A 20249-nucleotide genomic window follows, 5' to 3' on the forward strand; every position below is an offset into this window, starting at 1 on the left:
GGCCGTGCTGGCTACGCTCCGCCCATGACGAGCCGGTCTCCCCTCACGCGTTCCATCGACGAGCAGCTGTCGATCCTCGACGAGTTGACCGCCCGGCCGTTCCCCGAGCAGGGGGAGCGGCCCTGGGACGGCACCAGTTGGGGCGGGCCCGGACACCATGTGGCCGTGCTCAGGGAGAGCCAGGACTTCTGGGACGATCGCAGCGCGGAGACCGTCGATGCGGCCGAGCGGGAGCTGGCAGCCGATCTCGCCGCGCTGGCCGCGGTGTTGACCGAACGCTGGGGGAGTCCGGCCACGGTCGACCTGTGGCCGTACCTCGGGCTCGACGATCCGGAGACCGCGCCGGAGGCTGCCGAGCCGCTGGCCTTCCTGTGCAACCTCGCCGGGAGCATGCAGGTGTGGCGGCCGCCATCCTCCGAACTGCCATCCTCCGAACTGCCGTCCTCCGAACTGCCGTCCTCCGACCGCTGGATCGCCCTGACCATCGGTCAGGGCGATCGGGAGCTGCCCTTCGAACTGCTGGCGGCTGTCGGCACGGCGACGGCGCTTCCGCCGCACTGAGCTCACGCATGCTTCCAGGGCGCGCACATCGATGAACGCGCCGTCGGACTGCCCCACATTCACTCGCAGGGGCGAAAGTACGCCATCCGGGGCTTCATCAATTCGCTGACGGACGATGCTAGCAATCGCAATTCCTTCGGGCCCGAGCTGGGCGAACCCCTCCCGCTCGTGCTCGAACTGCACAACTTCCGCAGCGAGAACGGAAAATGCTCCATGGCCATTGCATTCCGCAAGACGGTCGCCATCGCCGCGCTGGCGCTGTCTGCCTCCTTCCTCCCCGTCACCGCCACCGCGGCCGGGGCCACCACCACCGCGCCCCGGGCCGCGCGCACCCCCGGGATCTACTGCCTCGCCAACACCTGGAACGTCCCGACCGTCTCCTCGAAGCCGTGCAACACCGGCGACCCGGGGCAGCACTGGACCATCGAAGGGGACCAGATCTCGCTCACCCGGGCGCCGGGCTACTGCCTGGCCAACACCTGGGGCACCCCGACCGTCTCGTCGAAGCCGTGCAACGCCGGCGACCAGGGGCAGTACTGGTCCATCTCGGACGAGCAGATCTTCCTCACCACTGCCCCCGGTTACTGCCTCGCCAACGACTGGGACACCCCGGACATCCTGGTCAAGCCCTGCGACCCGCGTGATCCCGGCCAGCACTGGGTGGTCTTCGGCGACCAGATCAGCTTGGCGCTGGTCTGACGCGGCTGCCGTGCCCGAGGTCGGTCCGGCCGGCCCGGGCACGGCGCTACCGCCGCGCCCGGGACCGGTCATCCGGCCCCGGGCGCGGCGCTTGGGTGCGCTTGCCGGCGACCCCCTGGAAGCCTGCATGTTTAGCAATTTAGCTATCAGGCTAAATACTGACCATGGCTCAGACAGATGACGAGGCGAGCGTCTTCCGCGCGCTCGCCGACCCGACCAGGCGTCAGATCCTGGAGGACCTCAGGGACGGCGAGTTGGCGGCCGGGCAGATCGCGGCCCGGTTCACCATCAGCGGGCCCTCCGTCTCCAGGCACCTCAAGGTGCTCAAGGAGGCCGGGCTGGTCACGGAGCGGCGGGACGCCAACCGGATCCTCTACGCGCTGGTCGAGGACCGGCTGGTGATCTGCGTGGGACGGTTCCTCAGCGCCGTCTGTCCGGAGCAGATCGTGCTGCGCCACACCAGGTGGCGCACCGCACCGGGCACCACGGACCACGAGGAGGTCTGATGCTCCAGCCCGCCATGGCCAGCACTGTCGAACGTCGGCTGCTGGTGAACTACCGCGTCGATCCGGACATCGCCGCACGTCTCCTGCCCGCCCCGCTGCGGCCCAAGCTGAGCCACGGGCAGGCCGTCGCCGGCATCTGCCTGATCCGGCTCGGCGCGGTCCGTCCGAGCTGGGCGCCCTGGCGGTTCGGCGCCCGCAGCGAGAACGCCGCCCACCGGTTCGCCGTCGAGTGGGACGGCCCGGCGGGCGTCGAGACGGGCGTCTACATACCGCGCCGCGACACCGACTCGCGCCTCAACGCCTGGGCAGGCGGCCGCCTCTTTCCCGGTCCACACGGCCGCGCCGACTTCCGCACCCGGGACACCGGCGACACGTTGAGCCTGTCCTTCACCACCCGTGACCACGCCCTGCGGGTATCCGTCACCGCCACCACCACCCCCGAGCTGACCGGCAGCCGCCTCTTCGACGACCTGGCCGAGGCGGCCGCCTTCTTCCGCGCCGGCAGCCGCGGCCTCTCCGAGCCCGCCCGTCCCGGCCCCCGCCGCGCCGACCACCTGGACGTCGTCACCCTGCGCACCGACACCTGGGACATGGCGCCCTGCCAGGTCGCCGCCGCCGAGTCCTCCTACTTCGACGACCCGGCCCAATTCCCGCCCGGCAGCGCGGCGGTGGACTGCGCCCTACTGATGCGCGACCTACCGGCCCACTGGGAACCGCAGGCGCCGTTCAGCACCGCGACGCGGGCCATCGATCGGCCGCCGGTCGGGTAAGCAGGTCGCGGCCCGGCCGGCGAACCGCTGCTCGCGCGGTACGACCGCCGGGCTGCGACGGCTCTGCAGACGGCGGGCGACCACGCCGCCCCGCGACAGCTGATGGCCTGGCCGCCGCCCTGCGGCAGCTGATGGCCTGGCCGCCGCCCTGCGGCTGATCTTGGTCAGGCCCCGACGTACGCCGCCAGGTGCTCGGCGGTGAGGGTGGAGCGGGCGGCGACCAGGGCGCTGGGGGTGCCCTCGAAAACGATCCGGCCGCCGTCGTGCCCCGCGCCGGGGCCCAAGTCGATGATCCAGTCGGCGTGCGCCATCACCGCCTGGTGGTGCTCGATCACGATCACCGACTTGCCGGAGTCGACCAACCGGTCGAGCAGGCCGAGCAGTTGCTCGACATCGGCCAGGTGCAGGCCGGTGGTCGGCTCGTCCAGCACATAGACGCCGCCCTTCTCCGCCATGTGGGTCGCCAACTTGAGCCGCTGCCGCTCGCCGCCGGACAGCGTGGTGAGCGGCTGGCCGAGCGTCAGATAGCCGAGCCCCACATCGGCGAGCCGCTTGAGGATGGTGTGTGCGGCCGGCGTGCGCGCCTCGCCGGTGCCGAGGAACTCCTCGGCCTCGTCCACCGACATCGCCAGCACCTCGCTGATGTCGCGGCCGCCCAGGTGGTATTCCAGCACCGAGGTGTCGAAGCGCTTGCCCTCGCACTCCTCACAGGTGGTGGCGACGCCGGCCATCATCGCCAGGTCGGTGTAGATGACCCCGGCGCCGTTGCAATTCGGGCAGGCCCCTTCGGAGTTGGCGCTGAACAGGGCCGGCTTCACGCCGTTGGCCTTCGCGAACGCCTTGCGGATCGGCTCCAGCAGCCCGGTGTACGTCGCCGGGTTGCTGCGCCGGGAGCCGCGGATCGCCCCCTGGTCGATCGACACGACCCCGGAGTCGGTCGCCCCCGACTGTTGTGGCAGCGACCCGTGGATGAGCGAGCTCTTGCCCGATCCGGCCACGCCCGTGATGACCGTGAGCACCCCCAACGGGACGTCCACGTCGACGTCTTGCAGGTTGTTGGCGCTCGCACCGCGGATCTCCAGCGTGCCGCTGGGCTCGCGCACCGCCTCTTTGAGCGCCGCCCGGTCGCCGAGGTGGCGGCCGGTGATGGTGTCGCTGCCGCGCAGGCCGTCGACCGTGCCCTCGAAGCAGACCGTGCCGCCGCCCGAGCCGGCGCCGGGGCCGAGGTCGACCACGTGGTCGGCGATCGCGATCACCTCCGGCTTGTGCTCCACGACCAGCACTGTGTTGCCCTTGTCCCGCAGCCGCAGCAGCAGTTCGTTCATCCGCTGGATGTCATGCGGGTGCAGGCCCGTGGTGGGCTCGTCGAAGACATAGGTGGTGTCGGTGAGCGAGGAGCCGAGGTGGCGGATCATCTTGACGCGCTGCGCCTCACCGCCCGACAGCGTGCCCGACGACCGGTCCAGCGAGAGGTAGCCGAGGCCGATCTCCACGAACGAGTCGAGGGTGTGTTGAAGTGTCGTGAGCAGTGGGGCAACTGACGGTTCATCAAGGCCACGCACCCAGGCGGCCAGATCGCTGATCTGCATCGCACACGCATCGGCGATGTTGACCTTGCCGATCCGCGACGACCGGGCCGCCTCGCTGAGCCGGGTGCCGTCGCAGTCGGGGCAGCTGGTGAAGGTGACCGCCCGGTCCACGAACGCCCGGATGTGCGGCTGCATCGACTCCTTGTCCTTGGCCAGCATGGACTTCTGGATGCGCGGGACCAGACCCTCGTAGGTCATGTTGATGCCCGCGATCTTCATCCGGACCGGCTCGTGGTGGAGAAAGTCGTGCAGCTCCTTCTTGGTGTACTTGCGGATCGGCTTCTCCGGGTCGATGAAGCCCGACTCGCTGTACAGCCGGTAGTTCCAGCCGGCCGTCGTGTACCCGGGAATGGTGAGCGCGCCCTCGGCGAGCGACTTGTCAGCGTCGTACAGCTGGGTCAGGTCGAGGTCGGAGACCGCGCCCCGGCCCTCGCAGCGCGGACACATGCCGCCCGTGATGCTGAAACTGCGCCGCTCCTTCACGGTCTTGCCGCCGCGCTCCACGGTGACCGCGCCCGCGCCGCTGATCGACGGGACGTTGAAGGAGAACGCCTTGGGCGAGCCGATGTGCGGCTCGCCGAGTCGGCTGAACAGGATCCGCAGCATGGCGTTGGCGTCGGTGGCCGTGCCGACCGTGGAGCGCGGGTCCCCGCCCATCCGCTGCTGGTCGACGGTGATCGCCGTGGTCAGCCCCTCCAGGACGTCGACCTCGGGCCGGGCCAGCGTCGGCATGAACCCCTGCACGAAGGCGCTGTAGGTCTCGTTGATCAGCCGCTGCGACTCCGCCGCGATGGTGTCGAACACCAGCGAGCTCTTGCCCGAGCCGGACACCCCCGTGAACACCGTCAGCCGGCGCTTGGGGATCTCGATGCTGACGTCCTTGAGGTTGTTCACGCGGGCACCGTGCACGCGGATCAGATCATGGCTGTCGGCAGCGTGCCGCGCGGCGGGCGCCTGCTGCGGGGCCTTGCTCATCGGTTCTCCATTACGTGCATCGGTGCGGCGGGGGCCGACTTCGCGGCCCCCGCCGGTGCGGTCACTTGGTTGGTGCGGCCTACGAGTGGCTGGTGCAGCCTATGGGAGCCGCTGCAGCCTATGGGAGTGGTCTGCGCAGCCTGGGCTGTTGCAGCCTACGAGGCGGCGGGCTCAGCGCACCTCGTTGAAGCGGACCAGGTTGCCCGCCGGGTCCCGGAACGCGCAGTCCCGGACGCCGTAGGGCTGGTCGGTCGGCTCCTGCGCGACCTCGGCGCCGTTGGCCTTCACCTTGGCGAAGACGCCGTCGAGGTCGGCGGTGGCGAGGGTGAGGCGGGCGTAGGTGCCCTTGGCCATCATCTCGGCGACGATGCGGTGCTCCTCCTCGGTGTAGCCCGGTCCGGCGAGCGGCGGCTCCAGCACGACGGAGGTGCCGGGCTGGTTGGCCGGGCCGACCGTGATCCAGCGCATGGTGCCGTTGCCGACGTCGTTGCGGACCTCGAAACCGAGCATGTCGCGGTAGAAGGCGAGCGAGGCCTCGGGGTCGGTGTGGGGGAGGAAGGTCCAGTGAATGGTGATGTCGTTCATGGAATTCAGGCTAGGCGGGGGCGTGGGGCCTGGGCTTCTCCAAAACTGATCGGTCTTGATCGACCTGCGGGGGTGTCGCTCCCGGCTACTACGCGGAGGGGGCGCGCCGTGCGGTGAGCACGGGCTGGTAGTACCCGCTGGCGGGCGGGGTGTGCCAGCTGATGTCCGTGAAGCCGGCCCCGGCCACGAACTCGGTCAGCTGGGAGCTGGTCAGCGCCCAGTAGGTGGTTCGGCGGACCCGGACGTCCCAGGTGCTCGCGGCGGGGGTGAGTTGGAAGTGCTCCAGGTCGTAGCGCTCGCCGTCGTCATGCCAGTGCCACAGCTGGAAGTTGATCACCTCGCCGCCCGGCGTCTGTGAAACCTGGGGCGGCGTCGACGTGGGCCTGCCCTGCCGCGCCTCGTCATAGGACCGGACGGTGAGCAGCAGCAGCCCGTCGTCGCGAAGCACCCGCCGCATGCCGAGCAGCGCGGCTTGGATGTCCTGCGGAGAGAGCAGGTGCGGCAGCGAGTTGTCGGCACAGACGACGGCGTCGAAAATGCTTGAAGCGAACGGTAGTTGCCGCATGTCCGCGGCAGCCGCCGGCATCCGGACACCCCGCGCGGCCGCCTCGGCAGCCGCGCGGGTGGCGGCGACGGGGCTCAAGTCGCTTGCGACAACGTCATGTTCAGCGAGCGCCAGCCCGATCGCCTGGGTGCCGATCCCGCACGAGCAGTCCAGGATCCGGTGCGGCCCCGCGCCCAGGTGCCGGCGGAGCAGCCCGCCCAGCGCCTTGGCCTGGTGCGCCATGCTCGCGTCCCAGTCCGGGAAGATGAGGTGGTAGTCGTGGGCCAGCTCGTCGTAGAAGTCCCGCACGGACCTGGGGAAGTCGGACATGCGCACGCTCAGTTCCGGATCGCTGTGGCGGGGCCGAGCTTTTCGATGACCTCTCGCATCTCGTCCTCGTCGGCGGCGCGGTCGTCGTGGTTGCCGGTCGTGTAGAAGACGTCCGCCCCTCGTCGGCCGGCGTAGTCCGACAGGAGTCCACGCGCCCGCGCGTATGCCTCCCGGGAACCGTCGTCCGCGACATCGCCGGTGACCACCACCGCGTCGAGGTCGTGCAGATGGCCCAGTTCGGCCAGCAGGTGGCGGAGCGCCGCAGTGCCATCGGCCCCGTCGGCGTCGGGGCCACCGGACCGGTCGAGATGAGTGTCAGAGAGATGCAAGAGCCGCATCGTCCGAAGTTAGCCTGCGGTAGCCGTGCCGAGCCATAACCTTTCGCGCCACGTGATCGGAGGAGGAGGGGGGAGGGGGAGGGGGGCGGTTTCGGGGGACCAGGTCGAAGGGTGCGTCTGCGGGGCGGCCGTGATAGCCGTCGCCGGTATGGACGTTGACGTTGCGGATGCCGGCGCGGCCCGGGCGGCGCGGTCGGCAGGCCTCTGTCGACCACCCCACCACCGCACCACCGATCAGGCGGTATACCCGTGCGCGACCAGCAGGGTCGCGGTGCGCGCCACCCGCTCGAAGGGTGCGGTGTCGCCAACGGCTCGGCACATCACATGTGCGCCCTGGAGCAGCGTGATCAGGGTCCCGGCGAGGTCGCCGGCGGCATCGGAGTCGAGCCCGGCGGTGGTCAGCCGCTCGGTGAGCTGATCCACCCATGAGGCGAACACGGTCGACGCGATCTGACGGAGCGTCGTGTCCTCGGCCTCCGAACCGGTGCCGACGGTGAGCGCCGCGACCGCGCACCCGCCACCCGCCGCAGAGGCTGCGACAACGGGCCTGACCAGTTCGAGGAAGGCTTCGACGACGCCTGAGGGACTGTCCGCCGGGAGGGCGGCGAGACGCGCGCGGACCTCGCAGCCGTTGCGTTCTGCGGCCTCCGCGACGAGTTGGGCCTTCCCGCCTGGGAAGTGGTGATAGATCGCACCGCGCGCGGCGCCGCTGCTCGCCAGGATGTCGGTGAACGACATGCCCGCCACGCCCCGGTGCTGGAGCGCCATGACGGTCGCCTCGATCATGCGCTCGCGGGTCTCCCTGGCCAAGGCCACCTCCGGTCCTCGCGTCCTCTTGACTAGTACGGCCATCCTAGCCGAAGCTGGTCTAGCTAGTACGTCCGTACTACTTGATCTGGAGGGACCCATGCCCATCACCGTCACGGCTCCCCGCGGCGTCCTCACGCCCGCCGGAGAGCGCGAGATCCTGCCGCAACTGACCGCCGCCCTGGCGGAGGCCGGCGGCCTCGCCGCAAACCCCGCCTTCACCGCGATGGTCGGCGGCACCGTCCACATCCTCGCCCCGGAACACATCTACGCCGGGGGCGTGAATCGCCCGGTCGTCATGGTCGAGTTGAAGCTGCCCGACATCGGCCTGCCCACCATCGAGGCCCGTGCCGAATTCATCTACGCCGCCACGGACATCGTCGAGCGCCTGACGGTCGACGGGCACGACAGTAACGACACCTGGATCAACATCCTGAACGCCCGCGACGGTGCGTGGGGCATCGGTGGGAACGCCCTCAGTAATGCGGACATCGCTGCCGCCTTGGCCGGCTGACCGTAGGGCAGGCGAGGGCTTCCCGGCATCCGGCCCGGGAAGCCCCGGGGTTCGGATCGCCAGGCGTCGCCGAGGGGTCTGCGAGGGCCGACAGCGAACCGCCGGGCGCCAGTGGTCCAGGCAACCAGGCAACTGCCGGCAGGGAGGCTTCAGGAGGACTGGCGTAACGGGAGATGGACGTCCAGCAATATTGACAGTCTATCGAATTTGAGAGTTACTGTCAGAAGAAAGTTGCTCTCAAAGGAGGCTGCCATGAGCATGGACCGAACCACGAGCACCACCGCACCAACCGATCCCGTCCCGCCCGCCGAGTCGGCCCGGGACGGAAACCGCCGCTGGTGGGCGCTGGTCGCCGTCTGCCTGAGCGTGCTGGTGATCGGCTTCGACGGCACGATCCTCAACGTCGCCCTGCCCGACATGTCGGTCCAGCTCCGTGCCTCCACCGGGCAGCTGCAGTGGATCGTGGACGCGTACCTGGTGGTCTTCGCCGCCGCGATGCTCCCGGCCGGTCTGCTCGGCGACCGGTTCGGGCGGCGGAAGTTACTGATCGGGGGCCTGATGCTGTTCGGGGCGGCCTCGCTGGTTGGCACGCTGGCGGATTCGGCGGAGACCCTGATCGCCGTGCGCGCCGTGATGGGCCTCGGCGGCGCATTCATCATGCCGCTCGGCATCGCGATCCTGCCGAGCCTGTTCAGCCCCGCCGAGCGACCGCGCGCCGTCGCGGTGATGACGGCGGGCATGGCGATCGGCATGCCGCTCGGCCCGATGCTGGGCGGGCTGCTGCTCAACCACTTCTGGTGGGGCTCGATCTTCCTGATCAACGTCCCGCTGATCGTGATCGGCATCGTCGCCTGCCTCTGGCTGGTGCCGGAGTCGGTGGACCCGGCGGTGCCACGGGTGGACCCGCTCAGCGCCACGGTCGGGGTGCTCGGGCTGGCCGCGCTGACCTTCGGCTTCATCCAGGGGCCGGCCGACGGCTGGGGGTCGGGCAAGGTGGTGGCCGCGCTGGTGGCGGCCGTCCTGCTGCTCGGTGGCCTGGTCGGGCGCGAGCGCACCCAGCCGCACCCGATGGTCGACTTCACCCTGCTCGCCAACCGCGTCTACCGGTGGAGCACGGTGGCCTCGGTGCTGGTCTCTTTCGTGCTGGTGGGTGGGCTCTTCGTGCTGCCGCAGTACCTGCAGGCGGTGCTCGGGTACGACGCGCTCGGCACCGGGCTCCGGCTGATGCCCCTGATGGTCGGCCTGCTGATCGCGGCGCGGGCGGCCGAGCGGCTGGTCGCCAAGCTGTCGGCCCGCTGGGTGGTCGCCGCGGGCATGCTGGTGGTAGCCGCGTCGATGCTGCTCGGCGCCACGACCGCGACGGGCGACGGCTACGGCCGCACCGCGCTCTGGCTCTCGCTGCTCGGGGTCGGCATGGGGTTCACCATGGTCCCAGCCATGGGCGCAGCGATGGCGGCGTTGCCGGAGGAGCGGGCCGGCGTCGGCTCCGGTCTGCTGCAGACGCTGCGCCAGTCCGCCAGCGCGATCGGTGTCGCACTGCTCGGCAGCCTGCTGGCGAGCGGGTACACCGCACGGTTGCGCACCGGCACGGTCCCGGCCGCCCTCGCCCACACCGCTCGCGGCTCGGTCTCGGCGGCCCAGGCGGTCGCCGACAAGCTGCACGACCAGGCGCTGGCCGCCTCCGCGCATGGCGCATTCATCCACGGCATGAACTTGGTGCTGCTGGCCTGCGGGATCGGTTCGGCGCTCTCGGCGGCGTTGATCGCCTGGCGGATGCCGGGGCGGACAGGGGGTGAGGGAGAATCCAAGGCATGACCCCCGGCCTGCCTGACACCCGAACCGCCGCCGGCTCCGAGCTGGAGGAACTCCTCGCGGCCCCGCTCGGCCTGCGCGAGCGCAAGAAGCTGAAGACCCGCCGGGCGATCCGCTCGGCTGCCTTCGACCTCTTTGCCGAGCAGGGCTACGAGGCCACCACGGTCGACCAGATCGCGGCCCTGGCGGAGGTCTCGCCCAGCACCTTCTTCCGCTACTTCCCGACCAAGGAGGACGTGGTCATCAGCGATGACTACGACCCGCTGATGGAGAACGGGTTCCGGTCCCGCCCGGCGGACGAGCCGCTGATGGAGTCGCTCCGCCAGGCGATGATCGGGCCGCTGCGGCAGATCCTCGCGGCCGAACGCGACGAGGTGCTGCTGCGGATGCAGCTCTTCCGGGAGGTGCCGGCGATCCGGGCCCGCTCTTTGGTGGAGCAGCAGCACACCGGTGAGCGGCTGTCCGCGCTGATTGCCGAGCGGACCGGGCAGTCGGCCGAGGCGCTGGAGGTGCGGGCGCTGGTGGCGGCGCTGCTGGCGGCGTCCAGTGAGGCGGTCCTGTACTGGGCGGAGCACGACGGGAAGCCGGACCTGGCCGACCTGGTGAACACGGCGATCTCCGCGCTGGACCCCGCCCGCAGGTAGCCGAGGCCATACTTGCGGTGCGGGCGGTGGGAGGGTGCGTCAGACGCTCAGCGCCTGGGCCTCGGTGGTGAACAGGCCTGCGGGCCGCCAGCGTTCGGGTTTCGATCCGGGCAGCCGGTGGTGGCGTGGACGGTCTTGTCGCAGCTGTCCGGTATCCCACACGAGGCGAACACTCCCCGGTGGACGGCGTGGAGCGTGACCGGACAACCGACAGTCGGTCAGGAGTGCGAGGGTGTCGTCATGTTGATCGTGATGGCAGGACTGCCCGGTGCGGGGAAGAGCTCCGTTGCCGAGGTGTTGGGGCGGAGGCTGGCTGCTCCGGTCGTCTCCGTTGACCCGATCGAGGCAGCAATGTGGCGTGCGGGGGTGGCGCGTAGTCAGCCCACCGGTCTGGCGGCGTATGTCGTGGCCGAAGCCGTGGCCGATGGTGCGCTTGCCATGGGCCAGGCGCTGATCGTCGATGCCGTCAATGCTGTGGAGGCGGCCCGGGGGCAATGGCGGTCGCTGGCGGATCGTCACGGCGTCCCGATGGCGTTCATCGAGGTGGTGTGTTCGGACCCGACGCTGCATCGGCGGAGGCTGGAGAGCCGGTCCCGTGGGATCGAGGGCTTCCCGGAGCCGACCTGGCAGGCGGTGCAGCGGCTACGGGAGGAGTTCGCCCCGTGGACCGATGACCGGTTGGTGTTGGATACGGTTGTCGACCTGTCGTCCAACGTTGCGACGGCACTTGGCTTTCTGGCCACGGCATCTTCTTGGTGCAGCCCAGGCGGTGGTAATTCGGCGCCGGGCTCACGAAGTTGGGGCCCGTGGCCCGCTGACCCCTGACGAGCCCGACAGGGCTTTCCGGTGCCGCTGCCGCTTGGCGGATGACCTCACCGGCACACCCAACCCGCGTACCTCCGCTGCTCACCCTCGGGTGTCTCTACCACCAGGGCTCGCGGCTCCGTCCAGAAGCGGCAGCCCGCGTCGATGAACACAGGCCGCTCCAGGTGGAACCAGCCGACTCGGTCAACCAGCAACAGTCTTGATGTCGTGGGACGTGAGTCGTCGAAGTCCATGGACTCATTGTGGCGGAAGCGCCCGCCACCCCGCTTGAGATGGCCGAGGTGATCGCCGGTCTGCTTGACTCCGGCGACTTCGAACAGATTCTCCGGCGGCTCGACGGCGAGTGACCGCACGTGTGGCGCATGGCAGGGCCCCACCGGCAGCCGCGGAACCGGTGGGGCCCTGCCATGCCTGCGGGAGCAGCGGTCAGGAGATCTTCTGGCAGCCGGAGCCGTTGATCACCTCAAGGCCGTCGGCCCAGCCGGTCTGGCAGTGGTAGCTGGAGCCGAGGAGGGCGGGGCGGATGGTGAAGTCGGACAGGGCCCCGGTCTTCTGGGGTGTGCAGCCTCGCCCGTACACATCGGGCACCTTCTTGTCGTCGATGTACGTGCAGGTGAAGACCTCCCCGGCCCGCGCCGTGGGTGCGCTCCTCCCGGCAGCGCTGCTCCCGGTCGCGCCCTGCGGGGTGGCGGCGGTGGCGGTGGCCGGGGCGGCGGTCGCCAGCAGGGCCGCGACGGCGCCGGCTGCCAGGGCGAGGATCGCGGTCCCGTGGGAGCGACGTGGTGTGGTCATGCTGAGTTCTCCTTGGGGATGGGTGACCTTGTCGGCCGGATGGGCGAATGCGGCTACTTCAGGCAGCCGAGGACTCCGTTGGGGATCCCGATGGGATTGGTGAGGCCGCCGGTGGTGTCCCCCACGATGCAGCGGGCCACGGTGGTCGGGTCGGAGCCGGCGCTTGCCGGTGTGACCGTGAGCCCGACGAGCGCGGCGGTTCCCAGGAGGACGGCGGCGATGCGGCGCATGGTGGCACCTTTCGACAGAGGTGGTTGGTGTACGACGTCTTCCCGTCTGCCCCGGCTCCGCATGCACCATGTCACCCGTTCGGACCGGAGGGCCCGGCGGTCGCTGGGGTGGTGGGCTTGCCGTGACCCCTGAGGCTGCTTGTCCTTATGATGCGAACCCTGAGTTGATCACCATTTGCAAGGGGTAAATCGTGTCAATGGCAAAGAAACTGACGGACCGTTGGAACTGGCGTCTGGCAGGCGCAGCGGCAGCGGCCGCGTTAGCCCTGGTCACCGCCTCGGGTGCCACTTTTGCCGACGCGGCGCCGGAAGCCGCGCACCACCACCCCGGCCCGCTCCCGGGCTTCCGGGACGGGTACGTGGAGAACGACGGGATCCGGATCCACTACGTGGTCGGCGGGCACGGCCCGGCGCTGGTGCTGCTGCACGGCTGGCCGGAGACCTGGCAGGCCTGGAGCGGTATCGCGCCCCAACTGGCCCAGGATCACACGGTGATCGCGGTCGACCTGCGCGGCCTCGGCGACTCCCAGCCGGCCCCCAGCGACGCCCCGGGCAGTTACGCCGCGCTCACGCTGGCCACGGACGTGCACGCGGTCACCCAGCAGCTCGGCCTCCAGAAGATCGACCTGGCCGGCCATGATGTGGGCGGCGGGGTGGCCCTCGCCTACGCGGCCGAATACCGGGACCAGGTCGACAAGTTGGCCATCCTGGAGGCGCCGCCGACCACCGCCTACCTCAACTTCGTGCAGACGAAGTCGGATTACCTGTGGTGGGACGCGATGGTGAACGGCCCGCAGGGTGACATGGCCGAGCAACTGGTGGCGGGCCGCGAGAAGGTCTTCTACTCGGCGGTGTACGCGGGCCCGGCCGGTGGCAAGGGCGGCACGATCAGCCCGGAGACGGTCAAGCGGTACATCGAGGCGTACAGCCGGCCCGGCAGCACCCACGCGGGCTTCGAGTTCTTCCGCCAGCAGGATGTCGGTGAGCGGGCGGTCCAGGACCTCATCGACGAGAACGGCAAGCTGACCATCCCGGTGCTCGGCGTCGGCGGCCAGTACAGCATGAACTCGGAGGTCGGCGACGACACGGGCAAGCTGGCGGCCACCAACGTCACCACCGTCGTGGTGCCGAACGCCAACCACTGGGTGATGGAAGAGCAGCCGCAGTTCGTGACGAACCTGCTGAGCGGCTTCTTCAAGAGCTGAAGGAGCTGAAATGGCGGCCCCGGTGGCGGGTGGTCACCGCCGGGGCCGTGCCCGATGGACTATCGGAGCCGATCGGGTCCAAGGTGGTGCCGCAGCCACTCGAATCCCTGGCTGTCGTACCGGTCCCGGAGGTCGATGAACAGCGTGTGCTGCTGGCCGTCACGGGTGTAGACGTCGAGGTAGCCACTGCCGTAACCCGGCCGACCGCTCGCCCATTCGGCGAACTCGATGTCGGCCAGGTGGAATTGACGGTTGCCGAGGCTGATCGTTCGCGGTGGGACGGCGTGCTGCGGGTCGAGGTCGAGGAGGAGCTCACGGGCCTGGTTCGCCGTTCGCTCGTCCTCGGCCTCGTTCGCGATGGCGCGCAGGTAGACCTCGCGGGCGTCGGGGAGCCGGCTGGGGTCGACCTCGACGAGGCGGCGGTGTGCGCGCCAGGCGGTGTCCCCGACGAACGGCGGCGCCATGGCGCGTAGGAACAGGCCACAGGCTTCGTCGAGACGGCCTTGCTCGGCGGCCAAGTTGGCGAGGTTGAACATCGCCTTCCGGGCATGCTCGGGATGGCCGCTGGCGACGGCCTGCTGGTAGAGCTCGCGGGCGCGCGTCAACTCGCCTTGGCGCTGCAGGAAGATGGCGAAGTTGAACAGGGACTGCGGCGCGTGGTCGGGGTGCCCCGTGGCGACGGCCTGCTCAAAGGCGGTGCAGGCCTCGGCAGTTCGGCCGACCGAGGCTTCGAGCACGGCCAGGTTCGCCAGGGCCTTGGGGGCGACGTCGGGGTGGCCGGTGGCGGCAGCGCGGGCGAACGCAGCCCGGGCGGCGTCAACGTTGCCGGCTGCCCGCTCACTTGCCCCCAATTCGAAGAGCGCGTCCGCCGTCTGCCCCGCGTCGCCCGTCACAGCGTGCCCCCGGCGGTGCCCAGCTGCTGGAACCCGGTGCGCCAAGAGTCGTACACCGGACCCCAGTTGAGTTTATCGCGAGCATACGCACCGACCGCGCCGCGCTCCCAGGCTTGGCGCACCCCGCCGCCCTCGCCGGCCGGCACCCCGACTCCCAAGGCTGCGGCCAGTACCGGCACCCACTCACTCGCGGGCGCCGGCTCGTCGTCCACCACATTGACCGGGCCGCTCGGCCATTCCAGTGCGGCGAGAGCGGCCCGGGCCGCATCCGTCACGTGCAGGAACGAGGTGATCGCGGGCCCGGCGGGCAGCTCACCACGCCGTAGGCGATCGGCGATCAGGCCGTCGGGAACGTACCAAGTGCCGGGACCGTAGAGGGCGCCGTAGCGGAGGATCACATGCTCGGGCAGCTCGGCGGCGGCAGCCTCCAGCGCGCGCAGCGCGGAGACGGTGGTGGCGCGCGGTTCGTCGGTGGTCGGGTCGAGCGGGGTGGACTCGTCGGCGGGGGCGTCCCCGCCCTGGTAGGCCCAGGAGATGGACTGGGCGACGATCCGCCGCACCCCGGCCGCGTGGGCGGCGTCCACCAGGTTGCGGGTGCCCTCGTGGCGGATGCGCGCGTTGGCGGCCAGGTCGTAGTCGGCGAGCGCGGTGAGCTGGTGCATCACCACATCGGGCGCCGCCTCCCGCATCGCCGCCTCGACCGCGGGCCGGTCGAAGACGTCCAGTTGAACGGCGTCGGCACCGGCAGCCCGCAGCCGCCCGACGCCGTCCGCGCCGCGCGACACGGCGGTCACCCGGTGGCCGGCCTCCAAGAGCAGCGGCAGTAGCAGTCGGCCGACGGCGCCGGTACCTCCGGCAAGGAACACATGCATGGTGAGGTCCTCTCAGCTGGCAACGAAGACAAGTCAGTTGATCAACCGTAGCCGTGGGCGGAAAAACCGGTGTGCGGAGTGGGAAGGATCCGGCAGACTGCCCGCCATGCCCTCAGTCTCCGTCATCGCAGTCGCAGTTCTCCCCACCGCCGGCGCAGCGGCCGGGTGGGAGCGACAGCGTGGTGACCACCGGCCCGAACCCCACGAGCCGCCGCTCGCATGAGCGCCGCGGTGCTCGCCGGCCTGCTGGCCGGATACGGGATCGCGGTGCCGGTGGGCGCCATCGGGGCACTGCTGGTGGGGCTTTCGGCCCGCAGGGGCTGGCGGATCGGCGCCGGTGCCGCGCTCGGTGTGGCGACGGCCGACGGGGTGTACGCGGCGGTGGCAGTGCTGGGTGGCCAGAGCGCCGCGAGGTTCCTGGCACCGGCCTCAACTCCGCTGCGGTGGGCGGCCGGTGTGGTGCTGCTCGGGATCGCGGCGCGGACCGCACTGGCGGCGCTGAAAGTCCGACAGAGGCGAACGGCCGACAAGGGCCCGCAGTTGGTGGCCGGTTCGGCTGTCCGTGCGTATGCGGCCCTGCTCGGGCTGACCCTGCTCAACCCGGCGACGGTGATCTACTTCGTCGCGCTGGTGCTCGGCGGGAGTGCGCGGCACCAGGCGGGGCCGGTGTTCGTCATCGCCGCGTTCCTGGCGTCCGCCTCCTGGCAGTTGCTGCTCGCCGTGGGTGGTGCGCTGCTCGGGCGCGGGTTGACGGGCGAACGGGGGCGCCTGGTCACGGCGTTGCTGGCGAGCGCGCTGATCACGGCGCTGGCGGTGCGGAGCCTGCCGCTCAGGTGAGGACGCGGCAGGCTCCGCACCCAAGCGGCAGGCTCCGGCGCGGAAGGCGTCAACCGGCATGGCAGGAGCCGCCCGCCCGCGTGGGGGTGCGGGCGGGCGGCGGTCCGGCAGGCGCGGTCGTCAGGCGAACGCGTCGGTCATCGCGGCGGCCATGCGCAGATGCGGGCGGGCCTCCTCGTGCCGGCCCTGGCGCTCCAAGGTGCGGCCGAGCATCAGGTGCGCGTAGCTCTCGGCCGGGTCCTGCGCCAGGATCAGCCGCAGCTCGGCGGCGGCCCGGGCGAGCTGCGCCGAGTGGTAGTAGCTGCGGGCCAGCAGCAGCCGGGCGGCGAGCTGCCCGGGCTCGGCCTCGACCAGCGGCTGCAGGATCCGGGCAGCGTCGGCGTAGGCCTTGGTGTCGAAGAAGAGCTGTGCCCGGGTGTACTCCTCGGCAGGCGAGCGGGTGATCACGGTGACGGACTCCTTTCGGTGATCCCGATGTGCCGACCCGGATAACAACTCGTGAAGATTCAACTATTCCGGGGTCACTATTGCGGCTCCGCCCCGTGCTGTCCAGACCTCTTCCTGGATCCTCATCAAGGTATCCACAGGGTGGACGCGCCGCCTGGCATCCAGGGATGCGGTGGGTGACTGGACTTCTGTACCTACTGGTATGTACAGTGAGTCGCATGAACACCAGCGACCGGCTCATCGAGAGCACTCAGGAGCTCCTCTGGGAGCGGGGCTACGTCGGCACCAGCCCGCGGGCGATCCAGCAGCGGGCCGGCGTCGGACAGGGCAGCATGTACCACCACTTCCAGGGCAAGCCCGACCTCGCCGCGGCCGCGCTGCGGCGCAGCGGCGAGCAGATGCGGGCGCTGGCCGAGCAGCAGCTGGGCGGGCCCGGCACGGCCTACCAGCGGATCGAGAGCTACCTGCAGCGAGAGCGCGAGGTGCTGCGCGGCTGCCGGATCGGGCGGATGGCGCAGGATCCGGACGTGGTGGCCGACGTCGAGCTGCGGGCGCCGGTGCAGGAGACCTTCGGCTGGCTCACCGGCCGACTGGCCGAGGTGATCGAGGACGGGCGCCGGGCCGGCGAGCTGCGCCCGGGGGCCCCGGCGGTGGAGCTGGCGCAGGCGCTGGTGGCGGTGCTCCAGGGCGGCTATGTGCTGGCCCGCTCAGCGGAATCCGAGGAGCCGTTCCATCAGGCGGTGCGCGGTGCGCTGGCGCTGCTCAAGAGCCAGCTGGCCTGAAGCCGGTCAAGCGAGCCGGTCAAGCGAGCTGGTCATACGACTGGCCGGAAGCTGGTCAAGCGACCGGCCTGATACCGACCGAGGGACTGGCCGGAAGCTGGTCAAGCAACTGGCGGCCTGCGCCGATCAGATGACCGGCCTGAAGCCGATCAAGCGAAGCGAGGGGGAGTCGCCGATGCAGGCGATGCAGTACGAGATCACTCTGCCTGCCGACTACGACATGGGGATCATCCACTGCCGGGTCGCCGAGAAAGGGCGGCTGACGGACGAGTTCCCGGGCCTGGCGATGAAGGCCTATCTGGTCCGCGAGCGCGGCGTGGCCGGTTCGCCGGTCAACCAGTACGCGCCGTTCTACCTCTGGAACACGGCCACCGGGATGAACGCCTTCCTCTGGGGGCCGGGCTTCCGCGGGCTCAGCCAGGACTTCGGGCGCCCGGTGGTGCGCAGCTGGCTGGGGCTGGCCCATCAGCGCGGGCCGCGGTTCGACGCCACCCCGACCACCGCCGTGCGCCGGCTGCTGCCGGTCCCGGGCGATGCCGATCCGGCGGAACTGATCGAGCGCATGCTCGGCACGCTGCCCGCCGACGGCGACCACCCGGCCGTGCACTCGATCGCCGTCGCGATCGACACCACGCGCTGGGAGCTGGTCACCATGACCCTCGGCACGGACGAGCTCCCGGACCAACTGCCCGGCGAACGCTACCGGGTGCTTCACCTGAGCACCCCGGAGTTGACCAACCTGAAGCAGGGGAAGCAGTGGTGACGAACCGTCAATTAGCTGACAGGAAGGCAGACATGGAGCTCACCCAGACCGTCGTCGACCGCTCGGCCGGCTACCGCACCCTTGACCTCTACCAGGACCCGGTGACCCAGGAGGCCGCGCTGCCCGGGCTGGAGCGGATCGCACCGGGCTTTCCGGACTGGATCGTCACCAGCCTGTTCGGCGGCACCTACCAGCGGCCGGGGCTGCAGCCTCGGGACCGCCAGCTGGTCAACCTGGCCACGCTGGCCACCCTCGGCGGGGTGGACCCCCAGCTGACCGGGCACATCCGCAGCAGCCTGCGGGTGGGGCTCACCAGGCAGCAGGTGGTGGAGGTGTTCGTGCACCTGGCGCCGTACATCGGCACGCCCAAGGCCCTGGCCGCGCTGCGCGTGGCTGCGGCGACGTTCGAACAGCTCGACGTCGAACAGCCCGACCGCGACGAGAACGACTCCCAAACGCTCGACTCCGAAAAGCTCGACGCCGAGGAGGCCGCCAAGTGACCGCGATCCGTACCGTGCTCGGCGATCTCGACCCGGCCGAGCTGGGTGTCTGCGACGCCCATGACCACCTCTTCCTGCGCAGTCCGCTGCTGCCGGGCCAGGAGCTGGACGATGTGGCGGCCGCCGCCGCCGAGTTGGCGGCCTTCCGGGCGGCAGGCGGCCAGGCGGTGGTGCAGTGGACGCCGTACGGGATGGGCCGCCGGGCCGCCGAACTGCCCCGACTGGCCCGGACCAGCGGCGTGCACCTGGTCGCCGCCACCGGCCTGCACCGGGCCGCCCACTACGAGCGGCTGCCCGAACTCGAATCCCTCGCCGAGCTGTTCATCACCGAGCTGACCGAGGGGATCGGGGGTGACGGCCCTCGGGCGGGGCTGATCAAGGTGGCGGGCGGCTTCCACGGCCTGGACGAGCACGCCCGCCGCACCATGACCGCGGCCGCCGCCGCGCACCACGCCACCGGGGCGCCGATCGGCGTCCACCATGAGGTTGGTACGGCGGCCACCGAGGTGCTCGACCTGCTCTGCGGGCAACTGGAGGTGCCGCCAGGCAGCGTGCTGCTGGGCCACCTCAACCGCTTCCCGGACGAGCGGATCCACCTGGAGCTGGCCCGCAGCGGCGCCTACCTCGCCTTCGACGGGCCGTCCCGGGCCAACGCCGCGACCGACTGGCGCCTGCTCGACGTCCTGGTGACGCTCGCCGAGGCCGGGTACGGCGAGCAGCTGCTGCTCGGCGGCGACACGGTGACCGCCGCGGCCCGGTCCAGCGCCGACGGGCCGGGGATGCCGTTCCTGCTCACCAACCTGCGCCCGCGCATCTCGGCGGCCCTCGGCGAGGAGACGGCCGAGCTGATCCTGCGCCACAACCCGGCCCGGGCCTTCGCGGTCGACTGGAAGCCGGTGCACTGAGGCCGGCACACGGGGGCTGGTGGCCTGAAGCAGGAAGCGGGCGGACTGGGCGCAGGTGGGTGGCTGAAGCCGGGGGCCGGAGACAGGTGGACGGGGGACCCCAGGCTGACGAAGCCCGTACGCCCGCGGGACGCCAAGCTTGAACGCGACCGACGACATCCAGCAGGCGGCCTCGTCAATCGCGCGCAGGGTGGAGCGGAGCGCTGCGGCTTGGCCGGCCTCCGGTAGCAGCTTCACGTGCAGTACCAGCCTCACGGAACGTGATCGTCGCTTGGTGCTGGAGGAATGCTGCCGCGCTCCGCGCCGCAGGCGAAGGATGGGATTCCTTCTGGCCGTAAGCGGCCGGAGCTCCTCGCAAGATCACGCTGAAGAACGGCCACCACCTGGGGAGTCTTCGCCGACTACCGCCGGGAGTGGGAGGTCGGCAGGCAATGCCGTTGCTCGACTCAGTGAACTATCGCAGGGTTCAGGGTGATGGTCTTTGCTGGGACACGTCGGGTCGGTCGACGTGGTTGACCTGCCTT

General features: G+C 70.6%; 24 protein-coding genes. 14 read left to right on the top strand and 10 right to left on the bottom strand.

The window, feature by feature from the left end:
• The first annotated feature begins 24 nt into the window (after nt 1-24).
• The 4 genes from P3T35_RS35020 to P3T35_RS35035 all read left to right on the top strand — a co-directional run bounded on the left by P3T35_RS35020 (nt 25) and on the right by P3T35_RS35035 (nt 2536).
• Nucleotides 25-561, top strand: coding sequence for a hypothetical protein (locus P3T35_RS35020; protein WP_101383593.1), 537 nt, complete (start codon nt 25-27; stop codon nt 559-561).
• 213 nt (nt 562-774) lie between these two features.
• On the top strand, nt 775-1260 hold the full coding sequence (locus P3T35_RS35025; protein WP_101383594.1) for a ricin-type beta-trefoil lectin domain protein: 486 nt from the start codon (nt 775-777) through the stop codon (nt 1258-1260).
• A gap of 164 nt (nt 1261-1424) precedes the next feature.
• Nucleotides 1425-1766 carry a metalloregulator ArsR/SmtB family transcription factor gene (locus P3T35_RS35030; RefSeq protein WP_101383595.1) on the top strand — a complete coding sequence of 114 codons (342 nt, stop codon included), beginning with the start codon at nt 1425-1427 and terminating at the stop codon, nt 1764-1766.
• The gene (locus tag P3T35_RS35035) at nt 1766-2536 is read left to right on the top strand and encodes a DUF2071 domain-containing protein (protein ID WP_101383596.1); all 771 of its coding nucleotides are present in this window, start codon (nt 1766-1768) and stop codon (nt 2534-2536) included. The genes P3T35_RS35030 and P3T35_RS35035 overlap by 1 nt, the downstream gene beginning before the upstream one ends.
• 164 nt (nt 2537-2700) lie before the next feature.
• Here P3T35_RS35035 and P3T35_RS35040 read toward each other — a convergent pair whose 3' ends face one another.
• The 5 genes from P3T35_RS35040 to P3T35_RS35060 all read right to left on the bottom strand — a co-directional run bounded on the left by P3T35_RS35040 (nt 2701) and on the right by P3T35_RS35060 (nt 7683).
• Nucleotides 2701-5100, bottom strand: coding sequence for an excinuclease ABC subunit UvrA (locus P3T35_RS35040; RefSeq protein WP_101383597.1), 2400 nt, complete (start codon nt 5098-5100; stop codon nt 2701-2703).
• Between the two features lie 171 nt (nt 5101-5271).
• On the bottom strand, nt 5272-5685 hold the full coding sequence (locus tag P3T35_RS35045; RefSeq protein WP_101383598.1) for a VOC family protein: 414 nt from the start codon (nt 5683-5685) through the stop codon (nt 5272-5274).
• Between the two features lie 88 nt (nt 5686-5773).
• On the bottom strand, nt 5774-6559 hold the full coding sequence (locus P3T35_RS35050) for a class I SAM-dependent methyltransferase (RefSeq protein WP_101383599.1): 786 nt from the start codon (nt 6557-6559) through the stop codon (nt 5774-5776).
• A gap of 8 nt (nt 6560-6567) precedes the next feature.
• On the bottom strand, nt 6568-6888 hold the full coding sequence (locus P3T35_RS35055; RefSeq protein WP_180356727.1) for a metallophosphoesterase: 321 nt from the start codon (nt 6886-6888) through the stop codon (nt 6568-6570).
• A 243-nt stretch (nt 6889-7131) separates the two neighbouring features.
• A complete protein-coding gene (locus P3T35_RS35060) occupies nt 7132-7683 on the bottom strand; it encodes a TetR/AcrR family transcriptional regulator (RefSeq protein ID WP_218976736.1) in 552 nt (183 codons plus the stop codon).
• A gap of 121 nt (nt 7684-7804) precedes the next feature.
• Here P3T35_RS35060 and P3T35_RS35065 point away from each other — a divergent pair, with 121 nt between their 5' ends.
• From P3T35_RS35065 to P3T35_RS35080, 4 genes are all read left to right on the top strand, one after another.
• The gene (locus tag P3T35_RS35065; RefSeq protein ID WP_101383602.1) at nt 7805-8218 is read left to right on the top strand and encodes a hypothetical protein; all 414 of its coding nucleotides are present in this window, start codon (nt 7805-7807) and stop codon (nt 8216-8218) included.
• 252 nt (nt 8219-8470) lie between these two features.
• Entirely contained in the window at nt 8471-10033 is a 1563-nt protein-coding gene (locus tag P3T35_RS35070; RefSeq protein WP_280709142.1) for an MFS transporter, read from the top strand.
• Nucleotides 10030-10674, top strand: coding sequence for a TetR family transcriptional regulator (locus tag P3T35_RS35075; RefSeq protein WP_101383603.1), 645 nt, complete (start codon nt 10030-10032; stop codon nt 10672-10674). Before P3T35_RS35070 ends, P3T35_RS35075 begins: the two co-directional genes overlap by 4 nt.
• 240 nt (nt 10675-10914) lie before the next feature.
• The gene (locus tag P3T35_RS35080) at nt 10915-11499 is read left to right on the top strand and encodes an ATP-binding protein (protein ID WP_101383604.1); all 585 of its coding nucleotides are present in this window, start codon (nt 10915-10917) and stop codon (nt 11497-11499) included.
• A gap of 426 nt (nt 11500-11925) precedes the next feature.
• Here P3T35_RS35080 and P3T35_RS35085 read toward each other — a convergent pair whose 3' ends face one another.
• Nucleotides 11926-12291, bottom strand: a complete 366-nt coding sequence (locus P3T35_RS35085; protein ID WP_101383606.1) for a hypothetical protein — start codon at nt 12289-12291, stop codon at nt 11926-11928.
• Nucleotides 12292-12344: 53 nt separating this feature from the next.
• The gene (locus P3T35_RS35090; RefSeq protein ID WP_180356728.1) at nt 12345-12521 is read right to left on the bottom strand and encodes a hypothetical protein; all 177 of its coding nucleotides are present in this window, start codon (nt 12519-12521) and stop codon (nt 12345-12347) included.
• A gap of 197 nt (nt 12522-12718) precedes the next feature.
• Between P3T35_RS35090 and P3T35_RS35095 the strand changes: the two genes are divergently transcribed.
• Nucleotides 12719-13726 (top strand): alpha/beta hydrolase, encoded by a 1008-nt coding sequence (locus P3T35_RS35095; RefSeq protein ID WP_101383607.1) that lies wholly within the window; start codon nt 12719-12721, stop codon nt 13724-13726.
• A gap of 59 nt (nt 13727-13785) precedes the next feature.
• Here the strand turns inward: P3T35_RS35095 and P3T35_RS35100 are convergent, their stop codons facing one another.
• Both P3T35_RS35100 and P3T35_RS35105 read right to left on the bottom strand, forming a co-directional pair.
• Complete coding sequence (locus tag P3T35_RS35100) at nt 13786-14619, bottom strand: tetratricopeptide repeat protein (protein WP_180356729.1); 834 nt, start codon at nt 14617-14619, stop codon at nt 13786-13788.
• Nucleotides 14616-15491 carry an NAD(P)-dependent oxidoreductase gene (locus tag P3T35_RS35105; protein WP_101383609.1) on the bottom strand — a complete coding sequence of 292 codons (876 nt, stop codon included), beginning with the start codon at nt 15489-15491 and terminating at the stop codon, nt 14616-14618. The genes P3T35_RS35100 and P3T35_RS35105 overlap by 4 nt, the downstream gene beginning before the upstream one ends.
• A gap of 219 nt (nt 15492-15710) precedes the next feature.
• On the opposite strand from P3T35_RS35105, the gene P3T35_RS35110 reads away from it, so the two are divergent.
• Entirely contained in the window at nt 15711-16328 is a 618-nt protein-coding gene (locus P3T35_RS35110; RefSeq protein WP_101383610.1) for a LysE family transporter, read from the top strand.
• 120 nt (nt 16329-16448) lie between these two features.
• Here the strand turns inward: P3T35_RS35110 and P3T35_RS35115 are convergent, their stop codons facing one another.
• A complete protein-coding gene (locus P3T35_RS35115) occupies nt 16449-16775 on the bottom strand; it encodes a tetratricopeptide repeat protein (protein ID WP_101383611.1) in 327 nt (108 codons plus the stop codon).
• Nucleotides 16776-16993: 218 nt separating this feature from the next.
• Here P3T35_RS35115 and P3T35_RS35120 point away from each other — a divergent pair, with 218 nt between their 5' ends.
• The 4 genes from P3T35_RS35120 to P3T35_RS35135 all read left to right on the top strand — a co-directional run bounded on the left by P3T35_RS35120 (nt 16994) and on the right by P3T35_RS35135 (nt 19725).
• Entirely contained in the window at nt 16994-17557 is a 564-nt protein-coding gene (locus P3T35_RS35120) for a TetR/AcrR family transcriptional regulator (protein ID WP_101383612.1), read from the top strand.
• 175 nt (nt 17558-17732) lie between these two features.
• On the top strand, nt 17733-18320 hold the full coding sequence (locus tag P3T35_RS35125; RefSeq protein WP_101385458.1) for a DUF4865 family protein: 588 nt from the start codon (nt 17733-17735) through the stop codon (nt 18318-18320).
• 32 nt (nt 18321-18352) lie between these two features.
• Complete coding sequence (locus tag P3T35_RS35130) at nt 18353-18820, top strand: carboxymuconolactone decarboxylase family protein (protein ID WP_101383613.1); 468 nt, start codon at nt 18353-18355, stop codon at nt 18818-18820.
• Nucleotides 18817-19725 (top strand): phosphotriesterase, encoded by a 909-nt coding sequence (locus P3T35_RS35135; RefSeq protein ID WP_101383614.1) that lies wholly within the window; start codon nt 18817-18819, stop codon nt 19723-19725. Before P3T35_RS35130 ends, P3T35_RS35135 begins: the two co-directional genes overlap by 4 nt.
• Nucleotides 19726-20249 lie beyond the last annotated feature (524 nt).

The organism is Kitasatospora sp. GP30, assembly GCF_029892145.1.
GTDB lineage: Bacteria > Actinomycetota > Actinomycetes > Streptomycetales > Streptomycetaceae > Kitasatospora > Kitasatospora acidiphila.